This window comes from Mesorhizobium sp. SARCC-RB16n (assembly GCF_008520305.1).
In the GTDB taxonomy this organism is placed as follows: Bacteria; Pseudomonadota; Alphaproteobacteria; order Rhizobiales; family Rhizobiaceae; genus Mesorhizobium.
Genome location: NZ_ML703269.1, coordinates 1 through 18036, shown reverse-complemented (window position 1 = coordinate 18036; position 18036 = coordinate 1). Strand labels below are relative to the sequence as shown.

At 63.5% G+C, this 18036-nt stretch carries 22 protein-coding genes, 1 tRNA gene and 1 pseudogene; 10 read left to right on the top strand and 14 right to left on the bottom strand.

Annotated elements, in window-relative coordinates; translation table 11 throughout:
• The first annotated feature begins 2 nt into the window (after positions 1 to 2).
• Together cobS and cobT are read left to right on the top strand one after the other, a co-directional pair.
• Positions 3 to 779 (top strand): adenosylcobinamide-GDP ribazoletransferase, encoded by a 777-nt coding sequence (gene cobS, locus C7I87_RS16750; RefSeq protein WP_149905244.1) that lies wholly within the window; start codon positions 3 to 5, stop codon positions 777 to 779.
• 39 nt (positions 780 to 818) lie between these two features.
• Complete coding sequence (gene cobT / locus C7I87_RS16745) at positions 819 to 1829, top strand: nicotinate-nucleotide--dimethylbenzimidazole phosphoribosyltransferase (protein WP_149905243.1); 1011 nt, start codon at positions 819 to 821, stop codon at positions 1827 to 1829.
• Between the two features lie 83 nt (positions 1830 to 1912).
• Here cobT and C7I87_RS16740 read toward each other — a convergent pair whose 3' ends face one another.
• Positions 1913 to 2104, bottom strand: coding sequence for a hypothetical protein (locus tag C7I87_RS16740; protein WP_149905242.1), 192 nt, complete (start codon positions 2102 to 2104; stop codon positions 1913 to 1915).
• A 45-nt stretch (positions 2105 to 2149) separates the two neighbouring features.
• Between C7I87_RS16740 and C7I87_RS35270 the strand changes: the two genes are divergently transcribed.
• Entirely contained in the window at positions 2150 to 2317 is a 168-nt protein-coding gene (locus tag C7I87_RS35270; RefSeq protein WP_188393877.1) for a hypothetical protein, read from the top strand.
• 33 nt (positions 2318 to 2350) lie between these two features.
• Here C7I87_RS35270 and C7I87_RS36760 read toward each other — a convergent pair.
• Positions 2351 to 2509, bottom strand: a pseudogene (locus C7I87_RS36760) (DUF559 domain-containing protein); the annotation flags it as partial.
• Positions 2510 to 2701: 192 nt separating this feature from the next.
• Here C7I87_RS36760 and C7I87_RS16730 point away from each other — a divergent pair.
• Positions 2702 to 3013, top strand: a complete 312-nt coding sequence (locus tag C7I87_RS16730) for a hypothetical protein (RefSeq protein ID WP_149905241.1) — start codon at positions 2702 to 2704, stop codon at positions 3011 to 3013.
• A gap of 117 nt (positions 3014 to 3130) precedes the next feature.
• Here C7I87_RS16730 and C7I87_RS16725 read toward each other — a convergent pair.
• Positions 3131 to 3206, bottom strand: a tRNA-Lys gene (locus C7I87_RS16725).
• A 106-nt stretch (positions 3207 to 3312) separates the two neighbouring features.
• Positions 3313 to 4221: a PhzF family phenazine biosynthesis protein gene (locus tag C7I87_RS16720; protein ID WP_149905240.1), complete on the bottom strand. Its 909-nt coding sequence runs from the start codon at positions 4219 to 4221 to the stop codon at positions 3313 to 3315.
• A gap of 101 nt (positions 4222 to 4322) precedes the next feature.
• Here C7I87_RS16720 and C7I87_RS16715 point away from each other — a divergent pair, with 101 nt between their 5' ends.
• From C7I87_RS16715 to C7I87_RS16705, 3 genes are read left to right on the top strand one after another with little or no spacing between them, the layout of a single operon-like run.
• Positions 4323 to 5615: an efflux RND transporter periplasmic adaptor subunit gene (locus tag C7I87_RS16715; RefSeq protein ID WP_149905239.1), complete on the top strand. Its 1293-nt coding sequence runs from the start codon at positions 4323 to 4325 to the stop codon at positions 5613 to 5615.
• Between the two features lie 4 nt (positions 5616 to 5619).
• A complete protein-coding gene (locus C7I87_RS16710) occupies positions 5620 to 6327 on the top strand; it encodes an ABC transporter ATP-binding protein (protein WP_149905238.1) in 708 nt (235 codons plus the stop codon).
• Positions 6324 to 7541: an ABC transporter permease gene (locus tag C7I87_RS16705; RefSeq protein ID WP_149905237.1), complete on the top strand. Its 1218-nt coding sequence runs from the start codon at positions 6324 to 6326 to the stop codon at positions 7539 to 7541. The genes C7I87_RS16710 and C7I87_RS16705 overlap by 4 nt, the downstream gene beginning before the upstream one ends.
• An 83-nt stretch (positions 7542 to 7624) precedes the next feature.
• Here the strand turns inward: C7I87_RS16705 and C7I87_RS16700 are convergent, their stop codons facing one another.
• From C7I87_RS16700 to C7I87_RS16685, 4 genes are all read right to left on the bottom strand, one after another.
• Positions 7625 to 8059, bottom strand: a complete 435-nt coding sequence (locus C7I87_RS16700; RefSeq protein ID WP_149905236.1) for a type II toxin-antitoxin system VapC family toxin — start codon at positions 8057 to 8059, stop codon at positions 7625 to 7627.
• Positions 8056 to 8310, bottom strand: a complete 255-nt coding sequence (locus tag C7I87_RS16695) for a FitA-like ribbon-helix-helix domain-containing protein (protein ID WP_140615778.1) — start codon at positions 8308 to 8310, stop codon at positions 8056 to 8058. The genes C7I87_RS16700 and C7I87_RS16695 overlap by 4 nt, the downstream gene beginning before the upstream one ends.
• Positions 8311 to 8417: 107 nt before the next feature.
• Positions 8418 to 9134 carry an NUDIX hydrolase gene (locus tag C7I87_RS16690; RefSeq protein WP_149905235.1) on the bottom strand — a complete coding sequence of 239 codons (717 nt, stop codon included), beginning with the start codon at positions 9132 to 9134 and terminating at the stop codon, positions 8418 to 8420.
• 27 nt (positions 9135 to 9161) lie between these two features.
• Positions 9162 to 10274 (bottom strand): endonuclease/exonuclease/phosphatase family protein, encoded by a 1113-nt coding sequence (locus C7I87_RS16685; RefSeq protein WP_149905234.1) that lies wholly within the window; start codon positions 10272 to 10274, stop codon positions 9162 to 9164.
• Positions 10275 to 10437: 163 nt separating this feature from the next.
• Here C7I87_RS16685 and C7I87_RS16680 point away from each other — a divergent pair, with 163 nt between their 5' ends.
• On the top strand, positions 10438 to 11019 hold the full coding sequence (locus C7I87_RS16680) for a BA14K family protein (RefSeq protein WP_149905233.1): 582 nt from the start codon (positions 10438 to 10440) through the stop codon (positions 11017 to 11019).
• A gap of 75 nt (positions 11020 to 11094) precedes the next feature.
• On the opposite strand, the gene ilvC is transcribed toward C7I87_RS16680, so the two are convergent.
• From ilvC to C7I87_RS16665, 3 genes are all read right to left on the bottom strand, one after another.
• Complete coding sequence (ilvC, locus tag C7I87_RS16675) at positions 11095 to 12114, bottom strand: ketol-acid reductoisomerase (protein ID WP_013531065.1); 1020 nt, start codon at positions 12112 to 12114, stop codon at positions 11095 to 11097.
• A 25-nt stretch (positions 12115 to 12139) separates the two neighbouring features.
• A complete protein-coding gene (locus C7I87_RS16670) occupies positions 12140 to 12793 on the bottom strand; it encodes a TetR/AcrR family transcriptional regulator (RefSeq protein WP_149905232.1) in 654 nt (217 codons plus the stop codon).
• 150 nt (positions 12794 to 12943) lie between these two features.
• The gene (locus C7I87_RS16665) at positions 12944 to 13396 is read right to left on the bottom strand and encodes a MarR family winged helix-turn-helix transcriptional regulator (RefSeq protein WP_149905513.1); all 453 of its coding nucleotides are present in this window, start codon (positions 13394 to 13396) and stop codon (positions 12944 to 12946) included.
• A 100-nt stretch (positions 13397 to 13496) separates the two neighbouring features.
• On the opposite strand from C7I87_RS16665, the gene C7I87_RS16660 reads away from it, so the two are divergent.
• Positions 13497 to 14234 carry a glutathione S-transferase family protein gene (locus C7I87_RS16660; RefSeq protein ID WP_149905231.1) on the top strand — a complete coding sequence of 246 codons (738 nt, stop codon included), beginning with the start codon at positions 13497 to 13499 and terminating at the stop codon, positions 14232 to 14234.
• Here the strand turns inward: C7I87_RS16660 and C7I87_RS16655 are convergent.
• Positions 14182 to 15447 carry an FAD-dependent oxidoreductase gene (locus C7I87_RS16655; RefSeq protein ID WP_149905230.1) on the bottom strand — a complete coding sequence of 422 codons (1266 nt, stop codon included), beginning with the start codon at positions 15445 to 15447 and terminating at the stop codon, positions 14182 to 14184. The two genes, C7I87_RS16660 and C7I87_RS16655, sit on opposite strands and share 53 nt — an antisense overlap.
• Before the next feature lie 53 nt (positions 15448 to 15500).
• The gene (locus C7I87_RS16650; RefSeq protein ID WP_140758067.1) at positions 15501 to 15911 is read right to left on the bottom strand and encodes a winged helix-turn-helix transcriptional regulator; all 411 of its coding nucleotides are present in this window, start codon (positions 15909 to 15911) and stop codon (positions 15501 to 15503) included.
• Positions 15912 to 16045: 134 nt separating this feature from the next.
• On the opposite strand from C7I87_RS16650, the gene C7I87_RS16645 reads away from it, so the two are divergent.
• On the top strand, positions 16046 to 16936 hold the full coding sequence (locus C7I87_RS16645) for an SDR family oxidoreductase (RefSeq protein ID WP_149905229.1): 891 nt from the start codon (positions 16046 to 16048) through the stop codon (positions 16934 to 16936).
• Between the two features lie 34 nt (positions 16937 to 16970).
• Here C7I87_RS16645 and C7I87_RS16640 read toward each other — a convergent pair whose 3' ends face one another.
• Positions 16971 to 18011, bottom strand: a complete 1041-nt coding sequence (locus C7I87_RS16640; protein WP_149905228.1) for an SDR family oxidoreductase — start codon at positions 18009 to 18011, stop codon at positions 16971 to 16973.
• Positions 18012 to 18036 lie beyond the last annotated feature (25 nt).

Sequence of the window (18036 nt, the reverse complement as noted above, 5' to 3'; positions counted from 1 at the left end):
CCATGAAGCTCCCAAGAATCACCCTGTCGCCTCGGCAAGCCCTCGATGACATCGCGCTCTGCCTGGTCTTCTTCACGCGCCTGCCGCTGCCCGTGTTCGATTTTCGTGGCCGCAGCCTCGCCGCGGCGATCTGGGCCGCTCCCATTGCCGGCCTCGTCGTCGGCTTGATCGGCGCCATCGTCTTTGCCACGGCGGAACGGTTTGGCCTTGCCATAGGACCGTCGGCCGCTCTCGCCCTTGTTACAACCGTGCTCACCACAGGCTGCCTGCACGAGGATGGTCTCTCCGACGTCGCCGATGGCTTCGGTGGCGGCAAATCGCGCGGACGCAAGCTCGAGATCATGCGCGACAGCCGCATCGGCGCCTATGGTGCCATGGCGCTGGCGCTATCGCTGCTGACCCGCTGGAGCACGCTTTCGGAACTTCCCGATCCCACGCAAGCCCTCGTCGCTCTGGCGGCCGCCCACGCCGCTTCGCGTGGCGTGCTGGGCGCCTTCATGCATCTTTTGCCACCGGCTCGGTCCGACGGCCTCTCGGCCGGCGCCGGCACCGTCTCGCTCGAAACGGCAATAGCCGGCGCCGTGCTCGGCGCTATTCCGCTGCTCCTGCTTGGCCCCGGCGGCGCCATCGCCGCGTTGATCCTGCTTGGCCTGCTGTTTGCCGCCTTCCACGCCCTTTGCCTCAACCAGATTGATGGCCAGACCGGCGACACCGTTGGCGCCTTGCAGCAGTTGAGCGAAATCGCAGTGCTTCTCGTCGCTTCCGTCGCCCTTTCCTGATCCCTCTTGACCTGATTCCCTTCTGGAGACCTTGCCCCCATGCCCTTCATATCCCTCGATGAATTGCGCGCCGCCTGCCTCGACCTGCCAGTCGGCAGCGATGCCGCGGCCAATGCCGTTGCCCGCCGCCAGGACACGCTGACCAAGCCGCAAGGCAGCCTCGGCAGGCTCGAATCGATCGCCGCCTGGCTGGCGCGCTGGCAAGGCCGCGACATGCCCCGACTAGACCGCGTGAAAGTCTTCGTCTTCGCCGGCAACCACGGCGTCACCGCGCAAGGCGTGTCGGCCTACCCTTCGGAAGTCACCGTGCAGATGGTGGCGAATTTTGCCGGTGGCGGTGCCGCCATCAACCAGCTCGCCCGCATCGCCGGCGCAGAACTCGACGTCATCCCGCTCGACCTCGACCATCCCACGGGCGACTTCACGCAGACATCCGCGATGGACGAGAAAGCCTTTCTCGCCGCCGTCTCGGCCGGTTATGACGCGGTGACGAAAGATCTGGACCTCGTCTGCTTTGGCGAAATGGGCATCGGCAACACCACGCCGGCCGCCGCCATTTCGGCTGCCTTGTTCGGCGGCGGTGCCGAAAAATGGACCGGACGCGGCACCGGCGTCGATGATGCCGGCTTGAAGCGAAAGGTGGTCGCCATCGAAGCCGGCTTGAAGCGTCACGCCGCAGTCCTAGCCGATCCACTTGGGGTCGCGGCCAATCTTGGCGGGCGCGAGCTCGCCGCCATATTCGGCGCCACGCTCGCTGCGCGGCATCTAGGCATACCCGTGCTGCTCGATGGCTTCGTCTGCGCCGCCGCCGCGGCACCGCTGGCGAAGCTGCACCCAACCGGACTTGCTCATACGATCGCCGCACACGTCTCCGCCGAATCGGGCCATCGCGGCCTGCTCGAAGCGCTCGCCCTGCCGCCGCTGCTCGATCTCGGCATGCGGCTCGGCGAAGGCTCCGGCGCCTGTCTTGCTGTCAACATCGTGCGCTCGGCGCTGGAGTGCCACGTGAGGATGGCGAGCTTTGCCGAGGCGGGAGTGTCGGAGAAGTAATCCGTCAAATTTTCAACGTGATTGAGCCAAAATGATAACGCCGTTTTGATTGTTCCATGAAACCAGTAAATCTCATGTGGAGATCAGGCGATGTATTTGAAGGCGATAACTGTCATTGCGCTGCTTTGCGGCACTGTTGCGCCGGCTTTTTCGCAGATGTCGATGAGAATGGCCGCTTCCGGCGCGCCGGCGACGACGGGCTGGCCAAGATCCAATCCAGCCTGACCATGACCCTTCCCGTTAAGGACGACGAGGATGTCGCGGCGCAGCAGCAAACCGCGCTGCGTTCATTCTACAAGGTCGCGGCCGGCAGTTGTGCCATGGTGCTCGATACCGTTGCCGACACATGCGAGGTCACCAGTGTGACCACGAACGTCAACGCCAGAGATCGCAGCATGGGGGGTGCTGCGGGATCGCAGATGACGGTGACCGGGCAGATCGCCATGAAGGTCAAGTTCAAGGCCAGTATCGGCAAACCGGCGCAGTAAGGCACCTGCAGCCCCGCCACCCCACCTGGTTCATCACTGAGGCCTGTTCAAGCGCTCAACGCCGACCAACGTACATATTTCGTCGAGACAACGATCCAAATTCTCGTGAATTTCGGTACCCGTGAACCGAAGGACGGTCCAGCCTTGTCCACATAGCCAGCGATCTGGTTTTGCGTCATGGGTCCGCTGGTATTTGGTCTTGTGGTATTCATGTCGCCGCTCGGCCCTTCTGCAGGCTCCCGCGAGGGACGCATATTAGCAAGAAAGAATATATTAACGGCTGTGGTGCAGCCTTCTATACGGGGACGGGTAATGCCTCCTCATCGGACGTTCCAAACGCGCGCCCTGAAGCGCCGGGACGCTCGACCAATGCGGAGCAAACGCATGAGTGTCGGAGCAGCTCTCGAACTATTGCTGCGGTTGATTTATAACCGAGCCATGAAGTTGGCGGCGTTGCCGGAGGATGAAAGGGATATACACTACGATCTCATCCGCCGCTCATGTTGCGAAGCCGCCGAGCACATCGGGCAAAACCCCGACAAGGCAGCCATCACGGCAAACGATATGGTTGAGTTTATTCGCGCACTAGTGGGAATCATCGAAGTGGGCCGTGGATCAAACCAAGGGCCAAGCACCGATCGGCCGCCGCCAGCGCGACATTTTGGCAGCCGGGAGAACGGCTTGACGCGCATCTAGATCCAGTATGCAATTTCGGTGCTGGCCCAAAATATCTGGACATAGCGCGGACACGGACTTCCGCCTGCATCCGTCAGGGTCCCTCACCTCGTCCAACAAATTGATTTTGTTAGAATTTGGTGGGTGCGCACAGGATTGAACTGTGGACCCGCTGATTAAGAGTCAGCTGCTCTACCAACTGAGCTACGCACCCACTCGGCCGGCAAAAACCGGCGTTGGCGGCCATATAGCCGCCGATGCCGATCCTGTCCAGCCCTGCTGGAATCATTTCCCGACAAATCGACCGAGGCCCCTCCCGATCAGACGAAAAGCTTGCCTTCCGCCACTTTGATCGCATTGCCGCCAATGCGCGCGGACGCCAGTTTTCCGCCTTGTACGGTCAGTTCGAGGCGGATGCGCGATGGCCGGCCCATCTCCAGCCCCTGCTCGATCCATAGCTGCGAAACCCCGTCGGTCGGGGCATCGAAATGCATGATGGCCCCGGCGAAGGCGGCCGCCGCCGAACCGGTCGCCGGATCCTCGTAGGACGGCGTGCCTGGCACGATCATGCGGACATGGAACGCGCTTTCGTGATTCACCGTTTCGCGGCAATAGACGTACGGGCTGGCGAAGGCCCACTCGCTCTTGCGCGGCGCCAGTTCCGACCATGCCTGATTGTCCAGCCGGATCCGGCCCGCCGCCTCGAGATCGGCAACCGGAATGGTCACATAGGGCACACCCGCCGACCAGAACGCGACGCGGTGATTCTCGAAGCCGATCTCGTGCGGTGCCAGGCCAAGTGCGGCGCCGATCGCCACCGGATCGGCTTCGAGCTTCAGCGGCTCCGGCAGCTTCGCCAGGTCGAATTCGGCGAAGGTGGCGCCGTCATGCTTACTCACGGCGCAACGCACGAGACCGATGTTTTCTTCGAGCACGAAGATGCCGGCGCCGCCCTCGCCGGCCAGTTCCGCCAGCGCGATGGCCGAGCCCACTGTCGGGTGGCCCGCGAACGGCATTTCATAGTCGGGCGTGAAGATACGGATGCGATTTCGGTGCTTGGGATTGTCCGGCGGCAGCACGAAGACCGATTCGGACATGTTGAACTCGCGCGCGATGGCTTGCATCGCGGCGGTGCTCAGACCTTTGCAATCCAACACCACGGCCAGCGGGTTGCCGGCCAGTCGCTCGGTCGTAAACACATCGTAAAGCAAGTAATTCCGGGTTTGCATTCCTGCCTCAATCCCAACATGGGCGAAATTTAATTTGGTATTTGAACCTGTAAGCCTGATCTGTGCACAGATAGGGACATTACGCATCATAGGGGTCCGACGTGGACCAGATTGTCAATCTGCCAAAGACGGAATCGGATTCCGCCATCGAGACGGCGCTTGGGCTCGACCACACCGGCCGGCGCAGGACGCGCCGCCGCGGTTGGCTCTATGCGTTGCTGACCCTCATCGTGCTTGCCGCCGGTCTTGGTCTCTATCAGTGGTATGCGGGTAGTCCGGCCAAGATCGACTACACCACCGTCCCGGCCGCCAAAGCCGACCTCACCGTCCAGGTGTCGGCGACCGGCACGCTGCAGCCCCTCACCCAGGTCGACATATCAAGCCAGCTCTCCGGCATCATACGCTCGGTCGCGGTCAACGAGAACCAGCAGGTGAAGAAGGGCGACGTGCTGGCGGCGCTCGACACCGCCAAGCTGCAGGTCCAGATCGAACGGGCTGAAGCGTCCGCAAAAGCCGCGGCTGCCAATGTCGAGGATGCCAAGGTGACGCTCGCCGAGAACGAGAGCGCGCTTGTCCGCGCGGCGGCCCTGACCAAGCGCGGCATGGCGACCGACCAGTCGCTCGAGGCGGCGACGGCGACGCGCGACCGCTCCAAGGCGGCACTCGACAGCGCCGAGGCCAATCTCGCCATCGCCAATGCAGACTTGAAATCGCAGCAGACCGATCTCGGCAACAGCACCATCTACGCGCCGATCGACGGCATCGTACTAACGCGTTCGGTCGACCCCGGCCAGACGGTCGCCTCTTCGCTGCAGGCGCCGGTGCTGTTCATCATCGCCGCGGATCTGAGGAACATGGAGCTGGTGGCGGCGGTCGACGAGGCCGACATCGGCGCCGTCAAGACCGGCCAGCACGCCCGTTTCACGGTCGATGCTTTCCCGGACCGGCCATTCGATGCCGAGATCCGCGACATCTCCTATGCCTCGGTCACGACAGACGGCGTCGTCACCTACAATGCGCGGCTTGAGGTCGACAACAACGAGCTTCTGCTGCGCCCGGGCATGACCGCTACCGTTTCGGTCGTTACCAGGCAGGCCAAGGATGTGCTCACCGTGCCCGCCAGCGCCTTCCGCTACCGACCGGCGCAGCAGGCCGCGCGTGGCTGGAGCCTCAGCGACCTGTTCACCGGCCGCATGGGCCGCCCTGGCGGCAATCGCCAGCGTCAGGCCGCAACCGCACCCACCGACGGCTCGCGCACGCTCTACATGCTGGAGAACGGTCGGCCTCATCCAGTCAGCGTCAGGATCGGCTCCACCGACGGCGAACTGACCGAGATCACCTCCGGCCTGGAGGAAGGCGCCCAGGTGATCACCGCCTCGCAGTCGCGGAGCTGAGGCCGTGGCCGCCGGTGCTGCCCTCATCACCTTCGACAAGGTCTGGAAAAGCTACGGCCAAGGCGAAGCCAAGGTGCATGCGCTGGCGGGCGTCGACCTTGCCATCCGGCGCGGCGAATTCGTCGCCATCATGGGGCCCTCCGGCTCCGGCAAATCGACTGCGATGAACATCATCGGCTGCCTCGACACGCCGACGGCCGGAACCTATTCCTTCATGGGCGTCGATGCTGGCCGGCTCGACCGCAACCGCCGCGCCATTCTGCGCAACCTCTATGTCGGTTTCGTCTTCCAGGGCTACAATCTGCTGGCGCGCACCACAGCGGCCGAAAATGTCGAGCTGCCGCTGATCTATCGCGGCGTCGCCGCCCGCGACCGCCGCGACCTTGCCATGCAGGCGCTGGCCGAGGTCGGCCTTGTCGGCCGCGAGCATCACACGCCGGCCGAACTTTCCGGCGGCCAGCAGCAGCGCGTCGCGATCGCACGCGCCATCGTCACCAAGCCGACGCTGCTCGTCGCCGACGAGCCGACCGGCAATCTCGACACCGCACGCACGCACGAGATCATGGAACTGCTGACGCGGCTGAACAGGGAGCTTGGCCTGACCATCGCCATGGTCACGCACGAGGCCGACGTCGCCGAATATGCCGAGCGCACCATTGGCTTCCTCGACGGCCATGTCGCCTCCGACACAATGAACATGGAGACGGCATGATCTGGGAAACCGTCCGTCTCTCGCTGCGCTCGATCCGCCGCAACGTGCTGCGCTCGTTCCTGACGCTGCTCGGCATCGTCATTGGCGTTGCCGCCGTCATTGCCATGCTGACCATCGGCTCCGGCACCACCCAAAAGGTCAAGGCCGACATTTCCAAGCTCGGCAGCAATCTGCTGGTCGTCCGGGCTGGGCGCCCGGCCGGCCCCGGCGGCCCGGGCGGGCTCGACCAGGCGGTGCGGCCGCTCGCCGAAAAGGACCTGGCGGCGCTGGTCGCGCATCTCTCCGGCGCGCGCGCCATTTCGCCGGCATCGCAGAAACAGGTCCGCGTCATCTTCGGCACAGAGAGCCTGACTTCAGGCGTCACCGGCACCGACAGCGCCTATCTCGACGCGCGTGACTGGAAGCTGGTGTCAGGGCGGCCGTTCAGCGATTCCGAAACCCGCTCGGGCACCGGCGTCTGCCTGATCGGCGAGACGGTGCGCCAGCAGTTCTTCGGTGCCGGCGATCCCGAGGGCGAGATCATCCGCGTCAACCGCACCTCCTGCAAGATCATCGGCCTGCTCGAGCCGAAGGGCTATACCGGCTTCGGCCAGGACCAGGACAATGTCGTGCTGATGCCGCTGCATGCCTACCAGCGCCGCATCGCCGGCAACCGCGATATCGACAACATCTACATCGCCGCCGATGACAGGACGCCGACCAGCGAGTTGCAGCCGCGCGTCGAGGACATTTTGCGCGATGCGCGCCGTATTACTCCCGACCGCGAAAGCGATTTCGGCATCCGCGACATGACCCAGATCGCCGACGCCATGGCCAGCGCCACCACCACCATGACCGGCATGCTGGGCGCGGTCGCCGGCGTCAGCCTGCTGGTCGGCGGCATCGGCATCATGAACATCATGCTGGTCTCGGTCACCGAGCGAACGCGAGAGATCGGCATCAGGCTCGCCATCGGCGCGCATGAAAAGCACATCCTTATCCAGTTCCTGGTCGAGGCGACGGTGCTGTCGCTGCTCGGCGGCATCATCGGCATCCTGATCGGGCTGGCGCTGGCAGGCCTCGCCTCCGCGACGCTGACCATTCCCTTCACGCCCAGCCCCGCAGTCATCCTGCTCGCCGTCGGTTTTTCAGCCCTGATCGGCATGGTGTTCGGTTTCTTCCCGGCGCTGCGTGGCGCTAGGCTCGATCCGATCGACGCGCTGCGGCACGAATAGGCAGCAAGCTGAGTTGCATCCTGCACTTGTTCGATTGTGCAGCCTTTGATGTTTTCGCCTCACGCCAGATGGTATCTCGCCCGTTACCTGCCCACTATCCTGCTTTCCCACGGATTGACGGTTTTCAACCCGGCGGCCGCGAATGGGCTGGTGTCGCGGGTGGCGACCGTGAGACCGTGTGCTGCGGCAGTGGCCGCGATATAGCCGTCGGCGTTGCCGATCGCCTTGCCTGCGGCTCTCGCCTGTACCATGAGGATGGCATAGGCGTTCGACGCATCGAGATCGAAGGGCAGAATACGGCCTGCAAACAGCGGCAGTGCTTGCTGCTCAAGATGATCATGCAAGATCGTGCGGCGCTTTCCGGCAGGCATCGCCGCGATACCGAAACGCAACTCGGCCACGGTGACGGCCGAGAGATATAGGGTTTCGACCGCCTGCGCATCGATCCACGCGATGACGCGTGGATCGGGCACAGGTCTCCACGGTTCGGAAATTACATTGGTGTCGACAAGGATCATTCGAACCGCACCGGCTCGCCCGGTGTTTTGTCGCGAAGCTGCTGCAAGGTATCGACATCCTCTTGCGACAATCCGGCCTCGCGACCGATGGCGGCGAGCAGCGAGCCGAGTTTGACCCGATTGGCCGGCCGCACGGCCGTTTCAAGGATCTCTCGCATCTCGGCCTCGGTGCTGCGGCCGTGGTGCGCAGCCCGCACCTTCAAGGCGCGGAGCGTTTCCTCTGGCAAATTGCGTATAGTAACGGCGCTCATCGATAGCAACCTACTTGTAGTGATGTCGTTGATAGCATTTTAGCGAATTTGATCGCACAACACAATCTCTGGGCTTCTCCGCAAGGCGCACGCAAGATACCAACGATTTAGCCTTCGTTCGAAAAATGCCACTCGATCAGCGGCTTCATGTGCGCCGACAGCCCGTCCGGCAGGTCGCCGGCATGGCGGATGATCACCGGTCCCTCGATTTCCGGATCGACTTCGGTGGCGACGAAGGCCGAGATTCGGCGCGCGATCTCATCGGCAGGCTCATCGACATGATAACGGCGGAAGATGACGGTTCCGCTTGCCGTAGACAGGGCGTGCCAGCGCACGCCGCGCCTGGCGTCCAACAGGTCGAGGCCGGTCTCCTCGCGCACCTCGCGGATCATGTTGAAATCGACATCCACGAGACCATCACGGAAATCGATCGGCTCGAACGAACCGGCGGCGAAATAGACCCGACCGGCATTGACCGTTCGCGGCCCCATGCGGATCGCCACCAGCGCATTGTCGCCGGCCACCAGCATGGCATGGGCATAGGCGTGTTCGGCGCCGGAATTCTCGCGCCGCTTCCGCCACAGCATGAAGGTCGAGTAGTTGACCGGATGGCAGCGGCCAATGAGGCTGCGGTCGCGATAGGCAAGCTCTGAAAGCAGAACCACAGTGCCGTCGAACAGCGCCGGATTGGCCGCTATCTCCTGCCGCCAGTTCTCGGCAATCGCCTCCACATTATCCACCGCGAAGGGATGCGGGCCGGCATCGAGGCGCACATCGATGGCGTCGACCGGGAGGATGACGTTGCGCGGAAGATCAAAACTCATGCCGGCGCTCAGGCCCCATTCTGCCCATCAGACCATGTCCAGCGTGATCGCCACCGGGCAGTGGTCCGAAGCCTTGGGCCGATCCCAGCCGGCACGCGGGAAGCGCTCGACTTCCTGGCCCGCGGGAAAGATCGTGCGCCAGGGTTGGCCGTTGCGGATGATGTCGGGGACGGCGGTGGCATTCTTCGCCGCCAGTCCCCTGGAAAGCAGGACATAATCGAGCTGGCACAGATGCCGCTCTTCGGGTCCGCGTGTGTGATAGAAGGTCCAGCGGTTCATTTCCGGCCGCCGCTCGACCACATTTTCGCAGAAGCCGCCCGCGGTCAGCACGTTGATGCAGGACAGGTTCTCGTCCACCACCTGGAAACGATAGCCGTCGATCTCATCGCCGGCGATCTTCACGCGCTGGCGGTAATCGTTCATGTCGCCGCAGATCGCCCAGCGCTTGTCGGCGGCATGTTCCCGACCGAAACGCTCCTCGATGATGTGCCGCACGGCCCGCGCCTCGGCGATGCGCACCGGCATCGTCGCCTCGCGTCCGTCGAGCCCGTTGCGGGGCGACCCCATCGACTTGAAGTGCACGAGATAGAGCGTCATCGGCGCGCCGCCGACCTTGATGTCGACTTCCAGGCAGTCGCGCCGGAAGATGCGCTCGTTGGCCTGGTTGCCGAGGGCCGCAAGCTCTGGCGTGTGCAGCCCGAACTGCTCGTAGGTGACATAGGCGTGGCTGGTCATGCGCACGAATTCGATCGGCTGTCCCTGCGCGGTTTCATTGCGCATCATCAAGGCGACGTCGATGCCGCGCGAATCGTTGCCCGACGTGGTGTATTTCTGGCGGTAACCCTGCCCCACCATCTTGAACAGATAGCCATATTCGAAGGCTTTCAAGGCCTCGATATTGTCGACCTCCTGCATGCAGATGATGTCGGCGCGGGTGGCGGCGATGGCCAGCGCCGTCAGCTGCCGCGTATCGTCGGATTGCGCGATGGCTCGCGCCTGTTCCAACATCCTGTATTCGGCCTCGCTCTGGATATCGAACAGCGCCAGCGTGCGATCCTCGTTGAGCTGGTTGCGATAGCCGGAAAAATCGAACCTGTTCATCAGGTTCTCGACATTGAAGGTGGCAAGGCGCAGCGACATGTCCTGACCTTTGCCCGCAAGCGACAGCCAACACAAGAGCCGAGGCGCATGCCCGTCATGGTTGACGGAACCTTTCTGTTCATCTTCCGTTCATAGGAAAAGTCCCATCAATAGGCCTCTTCCCGGTGTGTCGGCGTGGGGCCTTTACTCCTTGGAGAGTGAAATGAAACCGCTCTTTTCTTCCTTCCGGTCCGGGCTGATAAGCCTCGGCCTTGTTGCGGGACTGACGGTGCCGTCGCTCGCCGGCCCGATCCTGCAACCGGATCTCTCGACCGCAACCACGGCGCCCGCGCCGCAGATCATCCCCGTCCGCGACAGCTGGGCCGGCGGCAACAATCGCCCGATCTGGCGCTGGCACAACGGTGGCGGCGACTTCAGATTCCGCTCCGGCAACTTCAGCGGTCAACGTAATTTTTCCCGTAACTGGAACGGCGGCAACTGGAATGGCAATAACAACTGGCGTTGGCGGCATCATCGTCGAAACTTCGATGATGGTGACGCGGCCATTTTGGGTCTAGGCCTCGGCCTCGGATTGGGCAGCCTGGCCTACAACAACTATTATGATCCCTATTACTATGACTCCTATCCGCGGTACTATCACCCGCATCGCTACTACCGTGCGGGTCGGCTTTCCAGCGCCCATGTCCAGTGGTGCTATAACAGGTACCGGTCGTATCGCGCCTGGGACAACACGTTCCAGCCCTACAACGGCCCGCGCCAGCAGTGCTGGTCGCCTTATAGTTGAGCTGTAACCGAACCTGGCAATCTGAAATAAAAACGGCGCCTCGCGGCGCCGTTTTATTGGTCGAGCCTGGATCGCTCAGTTCTTGGCCTTGTCGACCAGCTTGTTCTTGGAAATCCACGGCATCATCGCGCGCAGCTTGGCGCCGACTTCCTCGATCTGGTGGCTATCGTTGTTGCGGCGGATGCCCTTGAAGCGCGACATGCCGGCGCGGTATTCCTGCATCCATTCCGAGGTGAATTTTCCCGTCTGGATATCCTTCAGCACGCGCTTCATCTCGGCCTTGGTCTCGGCGGTGATGATGCGCGGACCCGAGACATATTCGCCCCACTCGGCGGTGTTGGAGATCGAGTAGTTCATGTTGGCGATGCCGCCTTCATAGATCAGGTCGACGATCAGCTTGACCTCGTGCAGGCACTCGAAATAGGCCATCTCCGGTGCGTAGCCGGCTTCCACCAGCGTCTCGAAGCCGGCGCGGATCAGTTCGACCAGGCCGCCGCACAGCACGACCTGCTCGCCGAACAGGTCGGTCTCGCATTCCTCGCGGAAATTGGTCTCGATGATGCCCGAACGGCCGCCACCGACGCCGCATGCATAGGAGAGAGCCAGGTCGAGCGCGTTGCCCGAGGCGTCCTGGTTGACGGCGACCAGGCACGGCACGCCGCCACCCTTCTGGTATTCGCCGCGCACCGTGTGGCCCGGGCCCTTCGGCGCGATCATGACGACGTCGACGGTCGACTTCGGCTCGATGAGGCCGAAATGCACGTTGAGGCCGTGCGCGAAGGCGATCGCGGCACCATCGCGGATATTCGGCGCGATTTCGTTCTTGTAGATGTCGGCCTGCAATTCGTCGGGCGTTGCCATCATCATCAGGTCGGCCCATTTGGCGGCGTCGGCGACGCTCATCACCTTGAGCCCGTCGGCCTCGACTTTCTTGGCGGTCGCCGAGCCGGCCTTGAGGCCGATCGCGATTTCCTTGGCGCCGGAATCCTTGAGGTTGAGCGCATGCGCCCTGCCCTGGCTGCCATAGCCGATGATGGCGACTTTCTTGCCCTTGATCAGGTTGAGATCGGCATCACGATCGTAATAGACACGCATTTTACTTCCTTCCCGTTTTCTAAGATCAAAGGCCTCGCGGCCCGGTTTTTGCTCCGAAAAGAGCGAGAAACTGCTGCGTCGCGCGGATGGCATCGCCGCCGATCGCCGCCTCAGTCAATTCCAGCCGGTCACCGAGCAGCAGACGGATCTGCACATCCCGGCCAACCAGCCCGAAAAAGGTACGGAACGCCATCTCGGCATCCGTAAATTCAAGGAGCCCGGCATGCCGGCCGGCTTCAAGCACCGGCTTCAGCCACTTGGCCAGTGCAAAGCGTCCGTTCTCCAGCACGACGGCGCCGAGATTGTCCTTGCCCGAACCCGCATGGCCGACCGCCACCCGGTTGAGCGCGATCGAGGTATCGCTGGAAATCACTTTCAGCCAGTCGCAGGCAAAGCGCTCGAGGCTCGCCGTCAGCGAGGCAAGGTCGAGCCCCTTGCCGTCGACCGAAGCCACGCGCACCTTGGACGCCTGCCACTGCACGGTCGCCGTCAGCAGCCCATCGCGGTCGCCGAACCATTTGTAGAGCGTTTCCTTGGAACAACTCGCGCGGCGCGCCACGGCGGTCATGGTCAGGTGATCGCCGTCCTCGACCAGCAACCGCAAAGCCGCATCCAGAACGGCCTGCTGCCGCTCCGTCAGCGTCTCGCTGTTGTTGGTGTCGGCGTGAGCCTGCAACACGTCCCGTTCCTGTTAATGGTGGTCCTTGCTCGCCTCCGCGAGCGCCGTACCGTACGTTACGGTTCGGCATATTGCGCAATCCGAGGATCGGCGCAAGGGCAAAGAAGAAAAATATCTGCCGATGCCGGCGCGGCCGCGCCATGCGCAGGCTCAGTCCGTGGCAGGCGGATGACGCAGCCGGCCGAGCAGTGCCGAGACCATGCCCAGCTCATCCGGCGAGAGCTTGGCACCCACCAGTTCGGCGATCGAGCGTCCGTAGACCGCCCACATCCGGCGGCGCGTCTCACGTCCCTTGGCCGTGACGCGGATGATTTGCCCGCGGCCGTCATCGGCCACCGGCAGTTTCTCGACCAGTCCGTCGGCCTCGAGCCGAGCCAACAGCCGCGAGATGTTGTATTGCGCAAACAGGGTGCGCTCGATCAATTGAAACGGCCGCAAGCCGCCCTCGCCGGCCTCCGCAAGCTCGTGCAGCACGTCGTACCATGCAAGCGGCGGCAGACTGCCCTCCTTCAGCGCGTCCTCGGCACGCTCCATCAGTTGGCGTGACACCCGCATCAGGCGGGCCCAGACCTTGATGGCATCCGGCGAAGGCATCTCTGTCATGGCCGCACCATAAGAGATAGATGCAACTGCATCAAGCTTGACGATCAATGCAGATGCATCTACATAGATGCAAATGCATCGATATCGAGAGACACATCCCATGAAACGTGCCGACACCCTCATTCTCGTCAGCCATCCCCTCTGCCCCTATGTCCAGCGTGCAGCGATCTCGCTGGCGGAGAAAGGCGTCCCGTTCGAGCGCATCGACATCGACCTCGCCGACAAACCGGACTGGTTCAAGGCAATCTCGCCGCTCGGCAAGGTGCCGCTGCTGCGCGTACAGCAAACTGGCGACGAGACGATAATCTTCGAATCCGCGGTCATCCTCGAATTCCTCGAGGAGACGCAGGCCAATCCCCTCCACCCTGCTGATCCCTATGCACGCGCCCGGCACCGTGCCTGGATCGAGTATGGCTCAGCCATTCTCAACGCCATCGGCCGGCTCTATTCAGCATCGAGCGAGGCCGGCCTCCTCGCCGAGTCCAGCGCGCTGTCGGCGATGTTCGACCGTGTTGAGGTTGAACTGCCGGGCGATGCCCCGCGGAGCGGACCATGGTTCGCTGGCAACCGCCTTTCCCTGGTCGATGCCGTTTACGGCCCGGTCTTCCGGTACCTCGACGCTTTCGACCGGATCGGCGATTTCGGCATCCTGGACGGCAAGCCGCTTGTCCAGGCCTGGCGCAAGGCGTTAAGCGACCGTCCGTCGATCAGGCAAGCCGTGGCGCCGGACTATCCGCAGCGCCTGCAGGCTTTCCTGCGGGCGAAGGGATCTTTTCTATCAAGCCTCATTCGGCAAGGCGATCCGGCCACCGCGCCTCGGCAAGTCCAGCCCGCCTGAACGGATCGACCACCGTTCCGGCCACCATCGAGGCCAGAAACCGCGGCGCCGGCGGAATCCTGGCGATCGTCGCCACCAGCCTGTCGCGAATGAAGGGCAGCGCCACGGAATCCGACTGGTAGAAGGGCGTGAATGCAAGCGACAGTGCCTGGAAGGCCCGCACATGCCAGCGCCGCGCATTGGCGTAGGCTTCGAGTGCCGCCTCCACGCCGTCCGCGCGCGCCAGCGCATGGCTGAGCGCCGCAGCGTCGAGCAGCGCCATATTGGCGCCCTGGCCAAGCTGCGGGCTGGTCGAATGCGCGGCATCGCCGATCACGGCCAACCGCCGGCCAACAGGAAACTTCATCGTGTGGTGGCCGTAGCGGGCCAGCGAGAGCTGGTCGAAACTGTCGATCTGGCTGGTGAACGCCTCGGCCTGCGGCCACAGTCGCACCACCCGCTCCTTCCAGGCATCGATGCCGAGGCTGCGCAGAGCATCGGCATCCGCCGGTTTCAGGCTCCAGAAGAATGCCGCCATCTTTTCGGCATCCGGTTCCGGCCGGCCGATCGGCAGCACGCCGATCATCACGTTGGCCTTGTCGTAGCGCTGCAAAAGCGCGTGCTCGTCAAAGCCCTCGCCTTGCCAGTCCAGCGATGCCCAGAACGCGCCATAGGTGAGTGGTCGTGGTGCTCCGGCATTATCGGCGCACTGCCGCAGTTTCGAGCGTGCGCCGCTGGCGTCGACAACCAGATCGAACGGTCCTGCCCTTCGTCCGTTGCCACAGATCAGCGTCGCCCGTTCGCCGGTCTCCATAGTCTCGATCTCGACGCAGGTCTCGATGGCGATCGCCTCGCGCCGGGCAGCGCGAAACAGCACGCCGAACAAGGCCGCCCGGTGCACCGCCAAGCCGAAGCGGCCGCCGTGCTGAGCGTCGTAGCGGACGTCGAGCACGGTGCGGCCGGTCGAGGCGTCGGCGCCATGCAGCCGATCGATGCGGGCCCCAAGCGCCAGTATGTCGTCCAGCAGACCGAGATCGGCCAGAACCGTCAGCCCGGTCGGCTGCAGGATCAGACCTGAGCCTACAGGTTTGGGTTCCTCGAAACGCTCGAAGATGGTGATGCGGTGTCCGGCCCGCTTGAGATAGAGCGCCATGGCCAGTCCCGCCGGACCGGCGCCTGCAATTGCGATATCGTAGGAAATGCCGTTGCCCCCAAGCCGAACTGGCCGGGACAATCCTTCAGCCGCCGGATGAAATCAAGTCGCGACGCAGAGCGCTACGCGGCTGGTCAAGCCTGTGTCGAGTCAAAGGCAGTGCGCGCGTCGCGCACCGCGTCGTGGTTGTTTTCAGCCCACTGCAACAGATACTGCAAAGCGTCGAACATTGATCGTCCGAGGTCTGTCAGGCTGTATTCGACGCTGGGCGGTTTGGTCGGGAACACTTCGCGATGCACATAGCCATCGCGCTGCAAGTCATAGAGCGTCTGGGTCAGCATGCGCTGCGAGATGTCGGGAACCAGCCGACGCAATTCGCCGAAGCGATAAGGCTGCTCGGCCAGGGCCGCCGTCAACAGCGAGCTCCATTTGCCATTCAGCCCCTGGATGACGTCGCGGACCGGGCAATCGGCAATGTTTCCGCCGTCGGTCATCGCTTTATAGACTTCGAGTTTGGATTTCAGATTGACGGTCCGGCTGTCCATGGCTGGTTCCCTGCGTGTGCCTACCTCCCGAAAAACTGCCTTCTTTACGGCATCGGGTCAATTCCTATTTTAGTGCTGGGCTCTTTTTGAGACTGCCACCCGAACCGCCTTCCGGCGCAATGTCAGGATCCCCCATGACCGCAACTCTTCTCGTTACCGGCGCGTCCGGCCAGCTCGGCCGCAGCGTTATCAATCATCTGCTGAATACATTCGAGGTGCCGGCGGCCCGGATCATCGCCACCACCCGCACGCCGGCCAATCTTGCCGACTTGTCGGCGCGCGGCGTCACCGTTCGCGAGGCCGATTTCGACGATCAGGCCTCGCTTGCCAAGGCCTTCGCCGGCGCCGACCGGGCGCTCATCATTTCGACCAACGAGCTGGCGATCCAGGGAAAGCGGCGCGAACAGCAGCTGGCGGCGGTCGCGGCGGCCAGCAAGGCTGGCGTCGGCCACTTGCTTTACACCTCGCTGCCCAACACCGAGCCGGGTTGCGCCGTGCTCTTTGCCCCCGATCATTACGACACCGAACAGGCGATCAAGGCCAGTGGCATTCCCTACACGATCTTCCGCAATGGCTGGTATGACGAGAACCTGTTCATGGCGATGCCGCAAATCCTCGCATCGGGCCAATGGTATACGTCCGCGGCCGGCGGCGCCATTTCCTATGGCGCGCGCGACGATCTCGCCGCGGCCATTGCCGCGGGGCTGGCTTCGGACAACAGCGAAAGCACGACTTACACGCTGACTGGCCCAAAGGCCTATACATCAGCCGAAGTCGCGGCACTCGTCACCGAAGTCACCGGCAAGCCGATCCAGGTCGTCCAGCTCTCCGACGAAGCGCTCACCGAGGGGATGAAGGCAGCCGGGCTTCCCGAGCCGATCGCCAAACTGCTGGTGTCCTTCGACGCCGCCACGCGCGCCGGCGATCTTGGCATGGTGACGGACTCGGTGGAGACACTTTCCGGCCGGAAGTCGATACCGCTGAAGCAGTTCCTCGAGGCCAACAAGGCAGCCCTGGCTGGCTGAAACCAGCGCGGCGGGAAGTCTTTCTCCCGCCGCGCTATTTCGGGGTCTTGACCAGCCCGAGCCTGATCAGGCTTTCTCCGGTAGCGGCCAGCGCGTCCTCGCGCGAGCGAGGCGCCCAGCCGAGCATGCGCACCGCCTTGGCGTTGGTGGCGTTCTTGACCTTGCCGAGTTCCGTCACGAGCTGAGCGGCTTCAGCGTTGAACAGCCCCACCACCCGCACCAGCCAATCGGGAAGCTCCCGCGTCGAGACCCGCGAGGCGGCCACGCCGAGCCGCGTCTTCACTGTCTGCGCAATCGCCCGCACGGTCATGAAATCGCCGGCGACGGCCAGAAACCGCTCGCCCTTGGCGGCGGGATTGGTCATGGCGCGCACATGTAGGTCGGCCACGTCGCGCGCGTCGACCACGCCGAAGGACAGGCGCGGCAATCCGGGCATGGCACCGTTCATCATGCGCTGGACAAATTCGGTGGAGGTCGAATGATCGGACCCCAGCACAGGTCCGAAAATGCCGACCGGGTTGACGACCGCCAACTCCAGGCTGCCCCCCTCGGCGGCGATGAAATCCCAGGCCGCGCGTTCGGCGAGCGTCTTCGATTTCACATAGGCGCTGACCTTGGCCGTTGGATCGGTCCAGCTCTCCTCGGTGAAGGGCCGGCCGTCGGGCGGCATCTTGCCATAGCCGATAGCAGCGAAGGATGAGGTGAGCACCACGCGCCTGACACCGGCGTCTCGTGCAGCCCTGAGCACCCGCAAGGCGCCCTCGCGGGCTGGAACGATCAGCTCGTCCTCGTGTTTGGGCACGCCGGGCGGGAACGGTGACGCGACATGCAGAACATAGTCGCAGCCGGCGATAGCATCGGGCCAGCCGGCGTCGCTCATGAGGTCGGCTATGGCAAAGGAGAGCCTGTCGCCCGGCTCGGCGCCGCCGGCCTTCAACATGGCGATAACGTCGGCCTCGCGTTTGCTGGACCGCACGGTCGTCCGCACGCGGTAGCCTGCCTTCAACAGGGCCAGAATACAGTGAGCGCCGAGGAACCCCGATCCGCCGGTGACAAGCACCAATTCGCCGCTCATCAGGCAACCTCACGATTGCGTTGAA

Bases quoted from the DNA above. Each gene is read 5' to 3' on its own strand.
- cobS (WP_149905244.1), top strand. From the start codon at position 3: ATGAAGCTCCCAAGAATCACCCTGTCGCCTCGGCAAGCCCTCGATGAC.
- cobT (WP_149905243.1), top strand. From the start codon at position 819: ATGCCCTTCATATCCCTCGATGAATTGCGCGCCGCCTGCCTCGACCTG.
- C7I87_RS35270 (WP_188393877.1), top strand. From the start codon at position 2,150: ATGGTGCTCGATACCGTTGCCGACACATGCGAGGTCACCAGTGTGACC.
- C7I87_RS16730 (WP_149905241.1), top strand. From the start codon at position 2,702: ATGAGTGTCGGAGCAGCTCTCGAACTATTGCTGCGGTTGATTTATAAC.
- C7I87_RS16720 (WP_149905240.1), bottom strand. From the start codon at position 4,221: ATGCAAACCCGGAATTACTTGCTTTACGATGTGTTTACGACCGAGCGA.
- C7I87_RS16705 (WP_149905237.1), top strand. From the start codon at position 6,324: ATGATCTGGGAAACCGTCCGTCTCTCGCTGCGCTCGATCCGCCGCAAC.
- C7I87_RS16700 (WP_149905236.1), bottom strand. From the start codon at position 8,059: ATGATCCTTGTCGACACCAATGTAATTTCCGAACCGTGGAGACCTGTG.
- C7I87_RS16695 (WP_140615778.1), bottom strand. From the start codon at position 8,310: ATGAGCGCCGTTACTATACGCAATTTGCCAGAGGAAACGCTCCGCGCC.
- C7I87_RS16690 (WP_149905235.1), bottom strand. From the start codon at position 9,134: ATGAGTTTTGATCTTCCGCGCAACGTCATCCTCCCGGTCGACGCCATC.
- C7I87_RS16685 (WP_149905234.1), bottom strand. From the start codon at position 10,274: ATGTCGCTGCGCCTTGCCACCTTCAATGTCGAGAACCTGATGAACAGG.
- C7I87_RS16680 (WP_149905233.1), top strand. From the start codon at position 10,438: ATGAAACCGCTCTTTTCTTCCTTCCGGTCCGGGCTGATAAGCCTCGGC.
- ilvC (WP_013531065.1), bottom strand. From the start codon at position 12,114: ATGCGTGTCTATTACGATCGTGATGCCGATCTCAACCTGATCAAGGGC.
- C7I87_RS16665 (WP_149905513.1), bottom strand. From the start codon at position 13,396: ATGACAGAGATGCCTTCGCCGGATGCCATCAAGGTCTGGGCCCGCCTG.
- C7I87_RS16660 (WP_149905231.1), top strand. From the start codon at position 13,497: ATGAAACGTGCCGACACCCTCATTCTCGTCAGCCATCCCCTCTGCCCC.
- C7I87_RS16650 (WP_140758067.1), bottom strand. From the start codon at position 15,911: ATGGACAGCCGGACCGTCAATCTGAAATCCAAACTCGAAGTCTATAAA.
- C7I87_RS16645 (WP_149905229.1), top strand. From the start codon at position 16,046: ATGACCGCAACTCTTCTCGTTACCGGCGCGTCCGGCCAGCTCGGCCGC.
- C7I87_RS16640 (WP_149905228.1), bottom strand. From the start codon at position 18,011: ATGAGCGGCGAATTGGTGCTTGTCACCGGCGGATCGGGGTTCCTCGGC.